Genomic DNA, 18,782 nt, shown 5'->3' with positions numbered 1-18,782 from the left:
GGCACCGCCTGTCCGGATTTACGGTGGGGTGACACCCATTCGTGAAAGGCGCCGGACGCTGACGTCCTGGAAGCGGTGCGCCCACTCGCTCAGCACGCCGGATTCGACGGGCGCACCGAGGCCCATCCAGCTGTTTGCCGAACGATCATGTGCGTCGACGTGAAATTCCTGTTTCGGGGCTGCCACAAAGGCGAACGTCCATGTCAGCCCCGATTGACGTCGCTGCTCGATAGGCGTCGAGTGACTCCCCTCGACGATGACGATTGCCAACCCATTTCGGCCAATTCGCCCACCAACCGTCGGGATAGCGAGGCGGGGAAACGCGGAACGCAGGTCAGGCGATGTCATGCTGGCCTCGAAGGACTCGTGTTCCGACGGCGAATAAGAGCCGATCGCCGTGCGATCGATGCCGTCGTTCACGGAAGGAGGCAGGTTGTCGCGGCTGAACCCGCCCAGGGGCATCGGCGCCCATAGCGGGGTTCGAACCGAGATCGGCAGCATGTGCCTGACGACCGGATCGTCCAGGAGCGATCGTAAGCGCTTGGCATCCGGGTACGGGATCGTGAAAAAAGGCTTATCGAGGTCGGCTGGGTCGCCGGATGCCATGTAGTTTCTTACGTTGACCGTTTGCAGGTCCGTATGTTGTTGTCTGTCGATGGCCAGGCGCCAGTCCGCAGGCGTTCGCAAATAGAGACCTGCAGTGGCGCCGGCGACGCACAGCGCGAGTGAGGCGGCACTGAGCCCTAAGGCTTCCCGGCGCTTCAGCACGGTCGTAGACAAAGCGAACCAGACATTGGCCACGATGCCTATGGCGGGAATGTCCATATAGCGAGATGCGAGCGCCCCAAGACCATGCCCACGCGAGTGAGCAATCGCGGCAGCCTGGACGAGGACCCAAATGCAGACGCCGATCGCGAAGAGCTCCTGGGACGTCGCGGCTCGCTGCCGCACGAAACGAACGATCCAGAGAAGGCTGGGGAGCCACAGGACAAGCACGATGCCGACGATCGACACGGTGCTCCTGGCCACGGCCATGCTCGGCTCGAACGGCCACATCAGCACGATGGTGAACGCTCGAACGTGCTCCGCGAGGCCGACGGAAGTGTTCGCTTCGTGACCAGGCAGCACCGGCACCAGGAGCACGCCTGTCACGGTTACGAGCACCATGGCGCACACACTGCCGAGGATGAAGCCTCGCGACAGGGGCTCGCGCCACGCGCGGAGGACGATCACGCCGATGCAGGCCACGGCCGCGGCGACCCCGGATGCCATGGTGAAAAGGGTGGCGATGCCCACGATGGTGAGGTAGGCAATCATCCGCGTGGACGGCTGCTTGTAGGCCGCGATGGCAAGCATCGCGAAGGCGCCGATCGCCATCAGATAGAACTGGTTCTGGAATCCGACCAGCGCATTCTCCCAGCTGAAGGGCAGCGCGGCGATGGCTATCACGAGGATCGCCGACACCAGTCGAACCGTTGTCGATCTACCGTTTCTGTTCAGCAGGGCCCAAAGAGTCACGAGGGCCGTACTGAATATCCCGGCGGTTACGTAGGCCTCTACGAGGTTGTCCCACTGACCCGAATTCAATTTGAAGATGGCGAGCGAGATCAGCCGGGTGAAGGCGATGCGATGCTCGTTGTGGGATGAGAAGAGCTCGGCGACCTTCCATGTGCCGTTCATCCACGCACGCAGGAGAAAGTCTCCCTCTGCATCCCATTGATCCCATTGAGGCAGGTCGCAGGCGAAAAGCGAAACATAGACGCTGCGCAGGAGAAAACACGTTACCAGCAGGGCCGCCGCCTGGAGCGCGCGCATCGACGGCATCGCGAAGCGGGGTGTCATGTGGACCTTTTTCAACGAACTCTCTCCAAGCGTCGTACCGGCAGACCGTGCCTCGCGGTCACGGCAAGGTGATGCTGGCCTTGATCGGGCAAAGATACTGCGCACCGCCGAAGGTTTGCAGGAGGCGAAGCTGGAACGTGCCGTGGGCGGATGACGTGTCGACCTTGGCCTCGAAGCCGAGATCGCTGACGTCGGGGTGGCCGAAGTACGCGCCTACGTCCGCCCTCGGATGGCGATGGACCGGCGCTATCAGGGCTTGATCGCCTTGCAGCATCACGAGCCTTATGTCGTCACTGATCTTGCCATCCTTTGCCGATGCCATGGCCCACCCGCGCACCTTGAGGAGGTCGCCCTGCAGTACGGATCCTGCCGGGGTAGCCTTGTCGCCGCCGACGAAATCGATGGAGCAGTCGCCGCCATCAGCGACGTCGGCGACGGGTCTGGTGGCGACAGGCTTGTCGAACAGCAGTGCGTCGGTGCTGTCTCGCGCGGGGATATCCACATTCTGCAAGCTGAGCTTGAAATCGCTCTTCCACAACCAGCGGGTTCCGCTTTCGCCTGCGATGGTTACCGTGGTTACGTATTTTTTCGCCAGCAACGTGGCCTGCCGGTGTGAGGTGAGTGCCACGAAATCATCCGTTGTCGACACGGTCGGCGAAAGCAGGAAGCCCTCGGACGCCATGCCGGGTACGAACGTATAGTTGTCCCGGGAGCCGTCGGCGTAGCTGACCGACATGATGAGCCGAGGTGCCTTGTACAGCGCTGCGGCGATCCTACCGGCCATGGTCGGCTCGACATCGAACTTCGCCCACAACGCGCCCTTGTGGGCGTTCAGGACGACGGTGCGGCCCAGCGTCTGCATGGACGTTTCAGGTTGTCCAAAGGCCATCTTCTGCTGCGATGGGCTGCGATCCAGGATGGCGTAACGCCCTGCGAAACCCGTGGGAGCATAGTCAGTAAGCAGCGAGGGCCAGCTGAGCCCGTCCTCGAAGGCCGGATACCTCAGGTCGATAGCGGATACGGCGAAGTAGATGCGAGCCGCTCCATGCAGGCGCAGATGATCGGCGTCGGCGCGTAACAGGGACGGTGAATAGGCGGTATAGGTAAGCACCGCTGGCCGCGGATTCCAGCGCGTGTCGGTCGCCAGCACTGCCGCTACGTTCTCCGGATAAAGATCTGCATCACCCGAAAACTCGGGCAACGGAAAGACTTTCCTGAGTCGCTCGTTTTCTTCGACAAACCTGCGTTGCAGTTCACCGGGGTGCTTCACGCGCGTCATGAGACCGGACCAGGAATCGGCCAACTCGCGGAAAAGGCGCTCCTGCATCACCCGCGTGTCGAAGGACTGATATGCCATCGAAATCAGCGCGAAGCCCGCAAATCCGGCCACCAGGCCCAGGGTGCCCTGCCCGGTGATGCGCGGTTTTTCGATGAACGCGATCAGGCCGGCCAGTGCCAGCGAACACGCGGCGATCGTCGCGTGCGTGTCGTGGCGGACGAAGCCCGCCTTGAATGCAAGGAAGAGGAGCAGGGCGAGGGCGGCCATGATGCGCCAGCCCTGCCTGAGATCGGGACGCCACATAGCCCAGAGAACGGCAACGGCGAATATCGGAAAAATGATGACTTCATAGGTGTTGCCCGGCTGGGCCATGCCTACCGTATAGCCGGATACGACGGGAACCTGGCTGATGAAGAAGCCAGGCAGTGCAGACAGGGGCTGCCCCGTGAGCACCCACGTTCCACACAACGTGAGCAGCCCGATGACGACCAGCCCGAAAGAGGCGACACGGGAGCGCCGCCAGAGCGCCAGGAACGTGAGACCGATACAGGCCGTAACGGCGATGGCCATCGTGCCCTTGACCAAGGGAAGCAGGGTGCATGCCACGACGAGCCCGTACGTGGCGACCAGCTGGAGCCGACTACCCGTCGTGGCCGCCTTTTCGGCGGACAGAAGGAGCAGAAGGGGGAGCGCCAGGATCATGGCGCCCTCAAATGTGGTCTGGCTGAGCAGCACGGGCAACAGCAACAGCCAAGGCCGGCGCGCGGGCGGAGTGATGGCAGCGAAGCCAGCAAAAAGCGCCGTGGCCAGAATCAGGGATACGCCGATCAGGAAGACGTCGGTCGCCGGATGATAGGCATGCGTGTACACCGTGCTGAGCGGCCCGGCGGTAAAGATGATGTCCCTCCCGAAGACCATATGGTCGGCGACGGCGACGTTCATTGCATATCGCCAGGCTTCGCCATCCAGGCCCGCCACGAAGGGTGCGAACGGCACGACAAGCAGGATGGTGGCGGCAAAGGCCATGACGACGGCGGACAGCCGCGCCAGCCTTGCGTAATCGAGTCGCTGGAGGTGCATCGATAGGTCCGTGTATTCCGGGTGGGACGTGTTGCCCTTCAGTTCCTGAAGGACAGGTACTTGTGGCCGAAGTAGCTCGACACGAGGGGGAGCATGATCCCGATGGCATGCGCGACAGCTTCGGGGTGCCATGTGAAGCCTATGGCGGGGAAGCCGTACTTCGCCAGCACGACGCTGACGATCAGCGTCTGGACCAGCGCGAACAGGTTGACGAGGATGAACCAGAGTGCCTGGTGGTGCACGGCCTGGGACGACCCCTTGAACACGAACAGGCGGTTCAATACGAAAGCCGTCGTCATGCCGATGACATACGCCAGGCCGACGGACCAGGCGTAGCTGGTCCAGTGGTTGATCACTACCCGGGAAAGGAAGTTCACGACCGCCGCAGACCCGCCGACGATCAGGAAAAGCACGAACTGGGACTTCATCAGGTCCCGCAGGCGGCGGTGTAGCGGTGCCTTGATGGTGTGTTCGGTCATGCCACGACTTCGCGTGCCATCATCCGGCCGAAGTCGATGCTCTCGGAGATGCCCCGATCCTCGGGATAATAATGCGAGGTATCCGCCACCCAGAGACCGTGCACGGGCAGCTTGCGCGGAGGGATCGATTCCAGGTAGCCCGGCGGGCAGATCGGCTGTGCGTAGCGGTACCGGTTCGCACGGATGTCGATGAAATCCTCGTCGGTCAGCGACGGGTTGATCGTCTTCAGGTATCGGCGGACCTTGTCGGTGAAGACCTCGTTGGCCTCCGCATACTTCGGGTGCTCGCCCGGCATGTAGAACGGCACGTACACGACATGCTGATCGAGCGGGCGCAGGTTGGTGTACTCGACCAGACCCGGGATATCCATGTCGTCGTCGTTGGTGTTGAGCCAGAAATTCTCCGTCACCGGCTTGCGCAGCTTGGCGATGACGCACACCACTGCCACGTTCTTCAGCGCACTGAACTTGGCGAGGATGTCGGCGGGCAGGTCCGGCATGACGCGCGGGACAAAGGGCAGCGGAATCGTGCTGACAACCTTGTCGAACGCTTCGAAGCCTGCGGGCGTCTCCACGCCCCTGACCGTGCCATTCTCGATCACGACGCGGGTAACGGGCGTCGACAGGCGGAACTCGCCGCCATGGTTCGTGATCCACTGCTGCATGCCGTGAAGCAACGTGTCCGAGCCACCTTCGAGGTAGCCGAGTTTCTCGCGGAACATGCTGTATCGCGAGGTGCCGATGCGGCGGATACGGCTCCATATCCAGGCGGCCGAAAGATTGTCGCTGTAGTCGTAGAACTTGTAGTCGAACAGGCGCTGCCAGAGCGACCGCCATGCTTCCTCGCCCACCCAGCGGCGAATCCATCCGGTGGCCTCGATATGATCGAGCGGACGCCAGTCCTCGCGCTTGCGCTTCGTCGAAAGGAAGGCATGCAGACCGTAGCGGACCTTGGCCGTGAGGCTCAGACCCTTGAACTTCAGCAGGGCCACCGGGTTGCCCCAGGCTTGCAGGCGCTTGTCGAACCAGTAGCCCATCTTCGTTTCGGTCCAGCGCATGCGGTCGGCCAGGCCGAGCTCGTCCAGCATGGTCAGGAAGCCGGCATCCGAGATGCAGTGGAAATGGTAATACCGTTCGATCTTCAGGCCGCCGAAGTCGAAGCTCGCCGTCATGCCGCCGACGCGGTCGTCGGCTTCGAAGATGACCGGCGTGTGCCCGTCGCGGGCAAGCTGGTAGGCCACGGCCAGGCCCATGGGGCCGGCACCGAGTACGGCAACACGTTGGGGATGATTCATCGACTGCATTCCGGCGGGGCGCTCAGCGCTTCAGGACAATAGAGGAGTAGCGGGGGTCGCAATAGCTCTCGCGCACGGCATCGGCGAACGGGGTTTGCCGCACGCCGAACACGGCCTGCGTGTCCACGCCCTTGAAGTCGTCGCCGGCGCTCAGCGCCTTGAGCTGGCTTTCGGTAAAGGGCGGTTTCCCGCTGAATAGCGCATACACCCTCAGCAGGAAGCCGAAGAAGCCATAGGGGATGTGCACGATCAGCGTCTTCAGGCCCTTGGCCTTCTTGATCGTATGGATGATGTCCACGTAGTCGATGCGTGTATCGCCCACCACGTCGTACACCTCGCCGTTGCGCTCGCGCACGATGCAATCGGCGATGCAACGGCAGAAGTCGCGCTCGTAGAGCGGCTGGCGCATGTAGCGGCCATCGCCGGGGATCGGGAACACCGGCGTCTTGGCCATGAAGCGCGACAGCCAGCCGAAATGTTTCGGATCGAACCAGCCGAACATCAGGGTGGGGCGCAGCACGGTATGGCGGATGCCCGACTCCACCACCAGTTTTTCCTGGGCCTTCTTGGTGTTGGTGTAGTCGTCGTTGGCGACCGAGACCACCACCGAGGAGCTGATATGCACCATATAAGGCACGTTATGGCGCTTGAACGCGTCCAGCACCACGCGCGTGGCATCGATGTTGTTGCGGACGAATTCCTCGGTGAACTTGCTGGTGATCTGCGCATGCAGCTGCACGACGCACGACGCACCGGCAAAGGCCTCTTCCCACGGGCCCGGCACCGCCACGTCCGCCTCGATCGTCACCACGTCCGGATGCAGGTCGCGCAGGATGCCCATGTTGTAAGCGTGCTTGTCGATCGCCACCAACTGGGTGAAACCCTGGCTTTTCAGTTCGACGATGAGGTTCTGGCCGACCAGACCGGCCGCGCCTGTGATGACGATCTTGCTGTGCTTGTCTGCCATGGTCAGAGGCTGAGCCGTTTGAAGAGGAATTCGGGGATGCAGCGGATGATGGTCATGATGCCGAACCAGAACCACGGCAGGTAAGCCACGGCGCGGCCCTTGTCCACGGCGGAGACGATGCCCTCGGCGATGGCCTCCGGCTTGGCCCAGAGGGCACCCTTCTTGAACTCGCGGGTCATCGGCGTGTCGACGAAGCCGGGCTTGATCGTGATGACGGCCACCCCGTGCTTCGCCATGCGCTGGCGCAAGCCGCTGAGGAAGGCACTGACCGCGGCCTTGGCCGAGCCGTACAGGTAGTTGCTGGCGCGACCCCGGTCGCCAGCCACCGACGAGATCACGGCGATGCTGCCGCGGCCGGCGGTCTGCATGCGGTTGGCGATCAGGGTCAGCAGGGCGATGGTGGACGTGCCGTTGGTGGCGAACTCCGCCAGGGCGGTCTCCACGGAGGCCTCGCAGGCCTTCTGATCGGGCAGCGTGCCGTGTGCGATCAGCACTACGTCGACCTCACCCAGCGCCGCCCAGGCCGCGTCGAGAGCGGCGCCGTGGGCGGCAAGATCGTTGATCTCCAGCTCGGCGCGTGTGACCTCGGGGGCGCCGCGGACCAGCAGGTCGTCGGCAATGGCATCCAGCCGCGCCCGGTTGCGGGCGACGAGATGGAGCCTTGCACCGCGTTCGGCGTACAAGCGGGCGGTGGCTTCGGCGATCGCCGAGGTCGCGCCGATGATCAGGACTCGCTGCATGTGTTACTCCGAATACGCGAAAGAGGCGCCCATGGGCATAGCGCAGATGCGCAGGGAGCTGGTCATCCAGCCGGCATGATCCACCCGCGGGTCGTCGACGAAGCCGCTGAAAGCGGGCCCGTCGACGCCATCGCCACGCTCCCGGGCCGCCTTTGGCCGGACCAGCGCCCAACCGACGATTATATCGTGCTCGTCCACGACCAGGGCCGCCCCGTCGGACGATTGGCTGAACGCGATCTTCAGATGCCCATCGATACGGCGCTGCGGACGGCCCGAGGCGAGGACCTGTGACGTTTCGATACCGGCCTGGCACCTGGCAGCGGGCGCGCGTCTGCCCAGCCACCCTATCGCCGCCAGCAGGTGGTTCCTCCCGAAGGCGGAGAGACGGGCCTTACCTGCCTTGTTGGCGATGTCGAGCACATGCGCCGTCTGTTCGGGCGGATACAACGGCGCGATGGCAGACGGATCGTTCATCTGCGTGGCGAGGGCCAGGGCGCCCAGATCACGCGAATAGAGGGTGGACGCCTGATTGCGGATGGCCCTGAGTTGCCAGGACATGAGACCGAGGAGCACCAGGGTGGCCGCCAGGGGAAGAGCGCGCACGATGCGATCGCCTAGGGCAGGCGCCACCATGACCAGACTCGCCAGCCAGGCCAGTCCACCCATCGTGGTGTATCGGCTGACGAACGCGCCGGCAAGCCCGTAAGGCAGGGGGAGACGGCCCAACGATGTTCCGAAGGCGCTGACGGCCACATAAGCCACCACGGCCACCATGGCCAACGACATCGGGTGGGTGCGGCGCGTGCGCCATGCCGTGGGCACGAACGCTAAGGTGCCCAGCAGCAGCAGCGCTGCGGCGATTTCCGTGATTCCAATGGCCCAGTTTGCCCTGCCGAATGCAAACCAGAGCGGACCGCCGACATAGCGCAGCACGAAGTGGACGACGTCCATCGGCCGATCCATGAGGACCGCCAGCATCGGCACATGCGTCTGTCCGCCGCTGAACCCCTGCCGGAACAGCAGCACGGCAAGTGCGGTCGTCAACGCCGTGCCCGCCAGCCAGCGGGGGCTCAGACCCACGCAGGCACCGAGGACGAGCAGGATCGGCAGGGCAAAGATGCCGTTTGCCATCGCACCCAGTGCCAGCGCAGCACATGCCGTTGCTGCCGGTGCAAGATAACCGCGTGTTGATTCCGACGCAGCGCGCGCCGCGAGGCAGAACGCGGACAGGGGCAGCCAGGCGACGAGGAAGAACTGCACCTGGAAAGCCCAGGTGAAGTTCTCGCGTTGTGACCAGAAAAACGTGCCGCCAAGAAGAACGGCGCAAAGGGCTTTGCGTGCCGCGGGTGTCAGTGCGTCCGATGAGCGCCTGGCAGCCTGGATGAAGATCGTCGCGATACCGACCGTGATGGCCAGGCCTGCGGCGATCGGCAGGATACCCCGCGCCCCGAACCAGGCAATATCGGCGTAGAAGAAGGGCCGCGACAGCACGATCCGGTGCTCGGCATGCCCATCCAGCCATGGCAACCAGCCGCCTTCCCTGGCTTGCAGGAAGAATCCGATATACCCGTCCCACATGTCCCACAACGGTACGGGCGAATAGGCCCGAACGACGCCGATCAGGGTATACAGCACCATCACCAGGGCCAGGACAGTGGCCGCCGTCGCCCAATGCGGGCTTGTGAGGCGATGGCGGTGGGGCGGATCAGATGGGGAGGCGAACGAAGCGTTCACTCCGTGCCACGCATCCCCCCTCATGCCGAAACACGCCGCCAGAAACTGGACGACACACCGGGATCGACGAACACCGAGAACGCCTCGTGCGCCGGGAAGTAAGCGCGGAAATGGGCGGCCGACATCCGCGCGTCCTTGGCCGGATACACCGCGCCGCCCTTGTCCGCGACGATCGCGTCCAGGCGGTCAAGCAGCGAGAACACGCCTGCGCCGTCGTTCGGAAAATCCAGGGCCAGCGTCGTGCCTTGCCGCGAGAACGACAGCATGCCGGGCGAAGGCCGGTCACCGAACTGCTTGAGCACGGCCAGGAACGAGCCGCCGCCGGCGTCGGCGATCGTCTTCACCAGTTCGAACATGGTCGCTTCCGCGGCGGCGGGCGGCACCACGCACTGGTACTGCAGGAAGCCACGCGGGCCGTACATGCGGTTCCAGTGGGCGATGCTGTCCAGCGGGTAGAAGAACGGCTGGTAGTGCGTCGTCGCGTGCGCCACGCGTTGCCGCTGGCGGTGGTAATACAACTGGTTGAACGCCCGCAGGCTGAGCGAATTGACCAGGCTGACCGGTGGGGTGATCGGCATGGCGAGGCGCCGAGACGACGGCGCCGGGCGCTGGTCCGGCCGCGACGGCGCATGGTTGGCCCGGCTGAACAGGCCGCGGCCAAGCGCCTTGCCCTTGGCCGCGCAGTCGATCCACGACACGGTGTATTCGTAGTCCCGGTCGGAGGCCTGCGACAAGTCGAAGAAACCGGCCAGGCTTTCGAAGCGGTGGCTCTCGGTAGACATCCACGGCCCGGCGATGCGGCGCAACTGGATCGTGGCACGGGTGATGACGCCGGTCAGGCCCAGGCCACCCACGGTGGCCGCGAACCAGTCCGCGTTTTCGGTGGGCGAGCAGACTCGCCGTGAGCCGTCCGTACGCAGTAGTTCGAAGGCCAGCACATGGTGGCCGAACGTGCCGGCGCGATGGTGGTTCTTCCCATGCACGTCGTTGGCGATGGCGCCGCCGACAGTCACGAAGCGGGTGCCCGGGGTGACCGGCAGGAACCAGCCTTGGGGCACCACCAGGTCGAGGATGTCGGCAAACAGCACGCCGGCCTCGCAGGTCAGCACGCCGGTGGCCGGATCGAAGGCGATGAAGTGGTCCAGGCCCCGCGCCGCGAGCAGCACGCCGCCGTCGTTGAGGCAGCTGTCGCCGTAGCTGCGTGCGTTGCCCAGGGGCAGCACGGGCAGGGTACTGGGCGGCAGGGGGGCATGCCGATCGCTCAGGGCGATCACTTTTTCCGTGGTGACGGGGTAACGGCCCCAGGAGCGTCCGGCGCGGGCCATCAGACGGCCGCTGCGACGATCACCGCCGCGATCACGCCGAGGATCTGGCTGGTGCGGTCCATCACGGCGAAGACCACCGGGTCGTCGTGCATGATGCCGCGGTGGGCGATTGCCCAGGTGCGGCTGATCCAGTACAGCAGCAGCGGGCACAGCATCCACAAATAGTGCGGATGGTCGTAGAGCGACATGCTGGCCGTGCTGTCCACATAGAGTGCCAGCACCAGCACGGCAAGGTAGCCGCTGGAGCCGCCCAGCGACTGGATCAGCGGAATGTCCTCGACGTCGTAGCCGCGCCCGCTGGCCTTCACCTGGCCCTTCTTCTGCAGCGCCAGCAACTCGGTGTAGCGCTTGACCATCGCCAGGCTGAGGAAAATGAACATCGAGAAGGCCAGCAGCCAGAACGACGGCTTGGTGTGGATCGCTGCCGTGCCGGCGAGGATGCGTGTCGTATACAGCGTGGCCAGTACCACCACGTCGAGCATCATGATCCGCTTCAACCGGATCGAGTAGGCCGTGGTGAGGATGTAGTAACCCAGCAGCACACCGACGAACAGGTGCGAGACGAAGAAGGCCAGGCCGAAACCGGCGATCAGCAGCAGCACTGCGGCGATGGGGCCGGCGATCAGCGGCAGCGTACCCGCCGCGAACGGGCGGTTGCGCTTGCGATGGTGCTGGCGGTCCGATGGCAGGTCGAGCAGGTCGTTGGTCAGGTAGACGCTGGAGGCGCACAGGCCGAAGCAGACGAAGGCCAGCAGGGCCGCCGCGACGCGATCGAGTTCCAGCACGCGATGCGAGGCCAGCAACGGCAGGAAGACCAGCACGTTCTTGATCCACTGGTGCACACGCAGGGCTTTCGCCCAGGCCTTGATGCCGCCGCTACGCACGGTGAAGCGCTTTTCCACCGGGGCGACGCGTGCCGCGGCTTTCGACAGGGTCTCGCCCTGCTCCACGACCAGGGCCGCGTGGGCGTGCTTCCACACGGCGAGGTCTACGGGCGCGTTACCGATGTAATCGAAGGCTTTCTCGCCGAAGCGTTCCACCAGCGCCTTTGCCTTGTTGGCACCGGACAGGTTGACCTGGCCGTCGCTGGCCATCACCTCGTCGAACACGGCTGCGTGGTCGGCGACGGGTGTGGCGAGGGTCACGTCCGAGGCGGTGCACAGCACCACGTGACGATGGGCGCGTTGCTCGCGCAGCCAGTCGATCAGCTCGTGGTTGTAGGGCAGGGCGACCGGATCCAGCTGCACGCGCCGCGCGATCTCGCGCTTCAGGTGGGCCTTGCCCCGGAGCAGCCAGCCCAGCATCGAGAAGATGGCCAGCGGATGCTGCGCCAGCAGCGCCAGTGCCGACTCGATCAGCAAATCGGAGCGGATGAGCGTGCCATCCAGGTCGACGCAAAGCGGGATGCCCGTCTTTGCCGCGTTTTCCACCGCCATGTCCGGCATTGCTAGTCCCTGAATCAGAAAAACGGCCGCGGCGGACGCCGCGGCCTTGAACGTGACGGCCCAGGCGCCTGCCTGGGCCATGGGTCAGCCGAGGGCGGCTTCCAGCTCGGGCAGGATCTTGAACAGATCGCCGACCAGGCCGATGTCGGCAATCTCGAAGATCGGCGCCTCGCCGTCCTTGTTGATGGCGACGATGGTACCCGCGTCCTTGATGCCCGTCAGGTGCTGGATGGCGCCGGAGATGCCGATGGCGATGTACAGCTCCGGCGCGATGATCTTGCCGGTCTGGCCGACCTGCATCTCGTTGGGCACGTAGCCGGCATCGACCGCCGCACGCGAAGCGCCCACGGCCGCGCCGATCTTGTCGGCGAAGGCGTAGACGATCTCGAAGTTTTCCTTCGAGCCCACGCCACGGCCCCCGGAAACCACCTTGGCGGCACCCTGCAGGTCCGGACGGTCGCTCTTGCCCTGCTGCAGCCCGACAAAGCGGGTGTGCGAGGGCAGGGTAGCCTCGACGGTCAGCGCCTCGACCGGGGCCGAACCGTTGGCGGCGGCCGCGGGCCACGACGCGGTGCGGATGGTGGCGACGACCGTGGAGGCGGCATCCACTTCCACGGTAACGATGGCGTTGCCGGCGTAGATGGGGCGCTTGAAGCTGTGCGGCCCCTCCACGGTCATTACGTCGCTGACCTGGGACACGCCCAGCAGGGCGGCCACGCGCGGCGCCAGATCCTTGCCGAAGGTGGTCGAGGGCAGGAACACGTGGCTGTAACCCGCGGCCGCCTTGGCGATCTGCGGCGCGAGCACGGCAGCCAGCGCGTGGGCGTTCTCGGCGCGGGCCACGGTCAGCACCTTGCTGACGCCGTCGATCTTCGCCGCCTCGGCGGCAACCGCGTCGGGGGCGTCGGACAGCACGATGACGTCGATGGTGTCGGGCTTCACGGCCGAGGCGGCACTGACGGCGCGGGCGGTAGCACCGTTCAGCTTGCCGTCGAGGTGCTCGGCGATAACGAGGATCTTGGACATGGGATTCTCCGGTCGGCTGCCTTACAGCAGGCCCTTCTGTTTGAGGGCCGCGACGAGTTCGGCGGCGTCCTTCACCATGACGCCCTTGCTGCGCTTGGGCGGGGCGGCGTAGTGGGTGGTCTTGATGTGGTCTGCCGCATCGACGCCCAGCGAGTCCAGCTCGATCACGTCGATCGGCTTGGACTTGGCTTTCATGATGTCGGGCAGCTTGATGAATCGCGGTTCGTTGAGGCGCAGGTCCGTGGTGATCACCGCGGGCAGGTCGGCCTCGATGGTCTCCAGGCCGGCGTCGACCTCACGCGTGACCGTGGCCTTGCCGTCGGCGATCTCGACCTTGCCGGCGAAGGTGGCCTGCGGACGGTCCCACAGGGCCGCCAGCATCTGGCCGGTCTGGTTGGCGTCGTCGTCGATGGCCTGCTTGCCCAGGATGACCAGCCCCGGCTGCTCCTTCTCGATCAGCTTGAGGAAGGTGCGGGCGGCGGTCAGCGGCGCGATGGCCTCCGCGGTCTGGACGTGGATGGCGCGGTTGGCGCCCATGGCCAGGCCGTTGCGCAGGTGAGCGGTCAGGTCGGCCGGGCCGATGCCCACCACGATCACTTCATCGGCGACGCCCTTCTCGCGCAGGCGCAGGGCCTCTTCCAGGGCGATGTCGTCGAATGGGTTGGCGGAGAGCTTCACGCCGTCGGTCACGACGCCCGTGCCGTCCGGCTTGACCTGAATGCGGACGTTGTAGTCCACGACGCGCTTGTAGCCGACCAGAATCTTCATTCGGGGTTCCTGTGCGTAGGGGCGGCCGTCGTTGCGGTCGCCTCGGGTTGACTCCGTATTCTATCCAAACTTCAAACCGGCGTTTGACGCGCCGCGGGATGGCAGACGGCAGAGGTGGCGCGCGGGGGTATCTTTGCGATAATCCGGGGTCATGTCCGGAATCGACCTTTAATGACGCCGACCGTTAGCGTGGTGGTGTGCACCTACAACGGATCGGCCTATGTGGAGCAGCAATTCGCCAGCCTGTTGGCCCAGTCGCGCCTGCCCGACCAGATCGTGATCGCGGACGACGCCTCCTCGGATGGTACGCCCGAGGCCATCGAGCGGTTCGCGGCCCGTTGCCGCGGCCAGGGCGTGGAGGTCGTGCTTCGCCTGCGGCCGGCCAACGTCGGCTTCATCGCCAACTTCGCCGATGCGCTCACGTTGGCGACGGGCGATCTCATCTTCCTTTGCGACCAGGACGATCGGTGGCATGAGGAAAAACTGGCGCGGATGGCCGCGACCCTAGCCGAGGAGCCCGACCTGACCCTTCTGTTCACCGATGCCCGCCTGGTCGATGCGGCCGGCGCCCCGCTGGGGCAGACGTTGTTCGACGCGCTCGAACTGCTTCCGGCCGACTGGCACGCCCTGCGCTCCGGCCATGCGTTTCCGGTGCTGCTGCGACGTGCGGTGGTCACCGGGGCGACGACGGCGTTCCGGCAGCCGCTGGTGCGTCGTGCGCTGCCCGTGCCCCCGGGCTGGATCCATGACGAATGGCTGGCCACCGTGGCGGCGCTGACCGGGCGCATCCTGCCGCTGTCGTCGCCGTTGATCGATTACAGGCAGCATGGCGGCAATCAGATCGGGATGCGCAAGCGCACGTGGCGCCAGCGGATCGCCGACCTGTTCCTTCCGCGCAATGCGCTGCTTATCCGGGGGCTGGAGCGCATGGCCGCACTGGACGAACGTTTTGCCGAGGACGCGATGGTGCCGCTCGCCTCGCGCCAGCTGGTCACCGACCGCATGCGTCATTTTCGCCGACGCGTGGCGATCGGTTCCCGCCCGCGTTACGCGCGATGGCCCGACCTGTGGTCCGAGTGGCAAAGCGGCGGGTATCGTCGGCACGGCAACGGCCTGTCGTCGGTACTACGCGACGCATTGAGGAAGCATTGACCATGGCGCCCGCCTTGCGCATTTCCGTCGTGCTTTGCACATGCGATGGCCAGGCCTACCTTGCGGAACAGCTCAGTACGCTGCTGACGCAGAGCCGCCTGCCTGACGAGGTGATCATCGGTGATGACGACTCGACGGACGGCACATGGACCATCGTCCAGGACTTCGCCGTGCTGGCGCGGACGCGGGGTGTCACCGTGCAGGCGGTACGTCGCCCTCGCCGGCTGGGCTATGTCGCCAACTTCTCCGCTTCGCTGGCGCAGTCCTCGGGCGATCTGGTCTTCCTGTGCGATCAGGACGACGCATGGCATTCGGACAAGATCGGCACCATGGCATCGCGTTTCCTGGCCGATCCGGCGTTGACCTTCCTGCACAGCGATGCCCGCCTGGTCACCGCAGACGGCGCGGACATGGGCTGTGGCCTGTTCGAAGCGCTTGAACTGTCCTCGATCGAACGGGGCCTGATCGACGGCGGTGAGGCGCTACGCGTCTACCTGCGCCGGAACATCGCCACGGGAGCCACGGCGGCATTCCGCCGCGAGTTGTTGGGCCGTGCCTTGCCCGTGCCCTCCGCCTGGGTACACGACGCATGGATCGCCACCCTCGCCGCGGCGACGGGCAAGGTCGATTTCATCGACGATCCGCTGATCGACTACCGCCAGCATGACGGCAACCAGATCGGTATGCGGCCTCGCACGTGGCAAACGCGCCTGGCCGAATTCCGGATGCCGCGTGGGGATGAATTGCGTGCAGCCGTTGCACGCGTCGACGCGCTGGATGAGCGCCTCGATACCGAAGGCGCCCCCGACGGCGTGCAAAACGAAATCGATGCCACGCGACGGCATCTCGAGCGACGCCTGCGCATCGGCACGCGCGCTCCGCTTTTCCGTGTGCCGTCGGTGGCCTGGGAATGGCTGACCGGCGCCTACACGCGTTTTGCCACCGGCACGCGAACGGCGTTGCGCGACCTGTTGAGGAAGGGATGATGGTTACCGGGACGCAGCATGTCGCCATCCTCCTGGCCACTTACAACGGCACCCGCCACCTCGCCGAGCAACTCGACTCCATCGTTGCCCAGACCCATACGGACTGGACGATCCACGCCTCCGACGACGGCTCCACCGACGCGACCCTCGCCCTCCTGCTGACCTATCGCGAGCGGCTCGGCGCGGAGCGCGTGGTGCTCTGGCAGGGCCCTAGCGCCGGTTACTCGCGCAACTTCATGTCGATGCTGCATCGTGAGGGCATAACGGGCGACTACGTGGCGTTCAGCGACCAGGACGACATATGGGATGCGCACAAGCTGGAGACCGCGCTTCGCGCGCTCGCCGCGGTGCCGCCGGACAAACCGGCCCTGTACGGCGGCCGTTCGCGGCTGATCGACGAGGCGGGCCGGCCGTTTGGCCTCTCGCCCCTGTTCGCACGCCGCCCCTCGTTTGCCAATGCCCTGGTGCAAAGCCTTGCTGGCGGCAACACCATGGTGCTCAACCGTCGCGCGCGTGACCTGATGTGTCGCGCACCGGCGTCCGCCCGCGTGGTCTCGCACGACTGGTGGGCGTACCTGGTGGTCTCGGGTGCCGGAGGTCGGGTGATCTACGACCGAGAGCCGACGCTGGGTTATCGCCAGCATGCCGAGAACATCATCGGTTCGAATGCCGGATTGGGCGCTCGCCTGCGCCGCATGGCCGACATGGTGGGTGGCCGTCATCGCGAGTGGAACGAAGCCAACGTTGCCCTGCTGTCGAACATGCGCGATGCGCTGGGCGACGACGAACGCGCGCGCTTCGACCATTTCGCACGGGGCCGCGCCACTTGGTTGCTGCCGCGCCTGTGGCACTTCGCGTGCGCCGGCCTTTATCGGCAGACCGCCATCGGCAATGCGGGGCTGCTGCTCGCCGCGGTGCTGGGCCGGCTGTGAGCCGGCCCCCGCGTGAGCGCTACAGGTTCTGGTAGTTCGGGCCCGAGCCGCCTTCCGGCGTGACCCACGTGATGATCTCGTACGGGTCCTTGATGTCGCACGTCTTGCAGTGCACGCAGTTGGCCGAGTTGATCTGCAGGCGGCGCCCGCCTTCGTCCTGCACCATCTCGTAGACGCCGGCCGGGCAGAACCGTTCGCACGGGTTGCCGTATTCCGTCGTGCAGCGATCCACGCAGATGGACGTATCCAGCACCTTCAGGTGCACCGGCTGGTCCTCGTCATGCTCGGTGGCCGCGAAATACACGCTGGCCAGGCGATCGCGCGGGGGCAAGGTGCGGTCGACATAATCCTTCTTCGGTGCCTCGTACTCGCCCAGCTTCTGCAGCGCCGACCAGTCGGCGTGATTCTTCAGTGTCCAGGGCGAACGGCCGCCGGTCACGGTTTCCCACGCGGCGTTGATCAGGCCCCACCACAGGCCCTTGTTGAAACCGGGCCGGATGTTGCGGACCTTCTTCAGCTCGCTCATGACGACGGAGTCGCGCAGCTTTGCATCCCAGCCGGCCGGGCTTAGCGCGTTGCCCAGGAGATGTTCGGCCGCGAGCATGCCCGAGGCGATCGCCTGGTGCGTGCCCTTGATCTTCGGGACATTCACCAGCCCGGCAGAATCGCCGATGAGTACGGCGCCCGGCATCTCCACCTTGGGCAGTGACTGGAAACCGCCCTCGACGATGGCGCGTGCGCCGGCGGAGACAATGGTGCCGCCGTCTAGAAGGCCCTTGACGTTCGCATGGTGCTTGAACTGCTGGAACGCCTCGAACGGCGAGAACATCGGGTCCGGATAGTCCAGGCCGGCGACGAAGCCGATCGCCACCCGGTCGTTTTCCATGTGATAGAGGAAGCTGCCGCCATAGGTGTCGTTGGCCAGCGGCCAGCCCGCGGTATGCACCACCTTGCCGGGTTGGCCACGACCGGGCGGCAGCTGCCACAACTCCTTGATGCCGATGCCGTAAGTCTGCGGGTCGCTGTCCTTGTCCAGGGCGAACTGCCGGATCAACGATTTGGTGATGTGACCGCGGCAGCCTTCGGCCAGCACGGTGACCTTCGCGCGGATGTCGATGCCCTCGGTGTAGCCGGGCTTGTGCGTGCCGTCGCGCGCCACGCCCATATCGCCGATGCGCACGCCGTTCACCGCGCCCGCGTCGTCGAACAGGGCCTCGGCGGCGGCATAGCCGGGAAACACATCCACGCCCAGTGCTTCCGCCTGCGGCGCCAGCCACGCGCACAGCGCGCCAAGGCTGACGATCACGTTGCCGTGGTTATTCATCTGCGGCGGCGTGACCGGGAGTTTCGTGCCGGAGGCGTGGTCGCGCAGCAGCCAGAATTCGTCGGTGGTCACCGGCACGCAGATGGGCGGCGGCGCCGTGCGCCAATCCGGCAGCAACCGATCCAGCGGCCCGGTTTCGATCACGGCGCCGGACAGGATCTGCGCACCGATCGTCGAGGCTTTTTCGATGACGCAGACCGACGTGTCGGGATTGAGTTGTTTCGCACGCATCGCGAACGCCAGGCCGGCGGGGCCGGCCCCGACGACGACGATGTCGTATTCCATGGTCTCGCGGTCGCTCATGGCTGGCTCACTCGAAGTCGGCTGGCGGGGTGACTGACCCATCATTGTCAGGCTTCGTCGCAAGGGGGGCAAATCGCCGTTTGAAACGTCCTCACGCGAGGGGGC

Annotated in this window: 15 protein-coding genes; 3 read left to right on the top strand and 12 right to left on the bottom strand. The window is 65.3% G+C overall.

The window, feature by feature from the left end:
• Positions 1-18: 18 nt before the first annotated feature.
• From ACVKN3_RS13455 to ACVKN3_RS13405, 11 genes are all read right to left on the bottom strand, one after another.
• A complete protein-coding gene (locus ACVKN3_RS13455; RefSeq protein WP_354514642.1) occupies positions 19-1,842 on the bottom strand; it encodes a hypothetical protein in 1,824 nt (607 codons plus the stop codon).
• Positions 1,843-1,900: 58 nt separating this feature from the next.
• Positions 1,901-4,201, bottom strand: a complete 2,301-nt coding sequence (locus tag ACVKN3_RS13450) for a hypothetical protein (protein WP_354514640.1) — start codon at positions 4,199-4,201, stop codon at positions 1,901-1,903.
• 38 nt (positions 4,202-4,239) lie between these two features.
• Positions 4,240-4,632: a GtrA family protein gene (locus ACVKN3_RS13445; RefSeq protein WP_036143922.1), complete on the bottom strand. Its 393-nt coding sequence runs from the start codon at positions 4,630-4,632 to the stop codon at positions 4,240-4,242.
• Positions 4,633-4,676: 44 nt separating this feature from the next.
• Positions 4,677-5,975, bottom strand: coding sequence for an NAD(P)/FAD-dependent oxidoreductase (locus ACVKN3_RS13440; protein WP_354514638.1), 1,299 nt, complete (start codon positions 5,973-5,975; stop codon positions 4,677-4,679).
• Between the two features lie 22 nt (positions 5,976-5,997).
• Positions 5,998-6,942, bottom strand: a complete 945-nt coding sequence (locus ACVKN3_RS13435; protein ID WP_354514636.1) for an NAD-dependent epimerase/dehydratase family protein — start codon at positions 6,940-6,942, stop codon at positions 5,998-6,000.
• A gap of 2 nt (positions 6,943-6,944) precedes the next feature.
• Positions 6,945-7,682, bottom strand: a complete 738-nt coding sequence (locus tag ACVKN3_RS13430; RefSeq protein ID WP_354514634.1) for an SDR family oxidoreductase — start codon at positions 7,680-7,682, stop codon at positions 6,945-6,947.
• Between the two features lie 3 nt (positions 7,683-7,685).
• Positions 7,686-9,416 carry a hypothetical protein gene (locus ACVKN3_RS13425; RefSeq protein WP_354514632.1) on the bottom strand — a complete coding sequence of 577 codons (1,731 nt, stop codon included), beginning with the start codon at positions 9,414-9,416 and terminating at the stop codon, positions 7,686-7,688.
• Between the two features lie 20 nt (positions 9,417-9,436).
• A complete protein-coding gene (locus tag ACVKN3_RS13420; RefSeq protein ID WP_354514630.1) occupies positions 9,437-10,741 on the bottom strand; it encodes an FAD-binding oxidoreductase in 1,305 nt (434 codons plus the stop codon).
• Positions 10,741-12,177: a UbiA family prenyltransferase gene (locus tag ACVKN3_RS13415; protein ID WP_354514926.1), complete on the bottom strand. Its 1,437-nt coding sequence runs from the start codon at positions 12,175-12,177 to the stop codon at positions 10,741-10,743. Before ACVKN3_RS13415 ends, ACVKN3_RS13420 begins: the two co-directional genes overlap by 1 nt.
• 93 nt (positions 12,178-12,270) lie before the next feature.
• On the bottom strand, positions 12,271-13,212 hold the full coding sequence (locus tag ACVKN3_RS13410) for an electron transfer flavoprotein subunit alpha/FixB family protein (protein ID WP_036139970.1): 942 nt from the start codon (positions 13,210-13,212) through the stop codon (positions 12,271-12,273).
• Positions 13,213-13,233: 21 nt separating this feature from the next.
• On the bottom strand, positions 13,234-13,980 hold the full coding sequence (locus tag ACVKN3_RS13405) for an electron transfer flavoprotein subunit beta/FixA family protein (RefSeq protein ID WP_285405832.1): 747 nt from the start codon (positions 13,978-13,980) through the stop codon (positions 13,234-13,236).
• A gap of 171 nt (positions 13,981-14,151) precedes the next feature.
• Between ACVKN3_RS13405 and ACVKN3_RS13400 the strand changes: the two genes are divergently transcribed.
• The 3 genes from ACVKN3_RS13400 to ACVKN3_RS13390 are packed head-to-tail and all read left to right on the top strand — an operon-like array spanning position 14,152 to position 17,050.
• Positions 14,152-15,132 (top strand): glycosyltransferase family 2 protein, encoded by a 981-nt coding sequence (locus ACVKN3_RS13400; protein WP_354514628.1) that lies wholly within the window; start codon positions 14,152-14,154, stop codon positions 15,130-15,132.
• Between the two features lie 2 nt (positions 15,133-15,134).
• Positions 15,135-16,118 carry a glycosyltransferase family 2 protein gene (locus ACVKN3_RS13395; RefSeq protein WP_354514626.1) on the top strand — a complete coding sequence of 328 codons (984 nt, stop codon included), beginning with the start codon at positions 15,135-15,137 and terminating at the stop codon, positions 16,116-16,118.
• Positions 16,118-17,050, top strand: coding sequence for a glycosyltransferase family 2 protein (locus ACVKN3_RS13390; RefSeq protein ID WP_354514624.1), 933 nt, complete (start codon positions 16,118-16,120; stop codon positions 17,048-17,050). Before ACVKN3_RS13395 ends, ACVKN3_RS13390 begins: the two co-directional genes overlap by 1 nt.
• 19 nt (positions 17,051-17,069) lie before the next feature.
• On the opposite strand, the gene ACVKN3_RS13385 is transcribed toward ACVKN3_RS13390, so the two are convergent.
• Positions 17,070-18,677: an electron transfer flavoprotein-ubiquinone oxidoreductase gene (locus ACVKN3_RS13385; protein ID WP_354514622.1), complete on the bottom strand. Its 1,608-nt coding sequence runs from the start codon at positions 18,675-18,677 to the stop codon at positions 17,070-17,072.
• Positions 18,678-18,782 lie beyond the last annotated feature (105 nt).

It is taken from the genome of Luteibacter sp. PvP120, assembly GCF_054055715.1.
The sequence above is the reverse complement of the archived record's forward strand: the minus strand, read 5'-3'. Positions and strand labels throughout refer to the sequence as shown.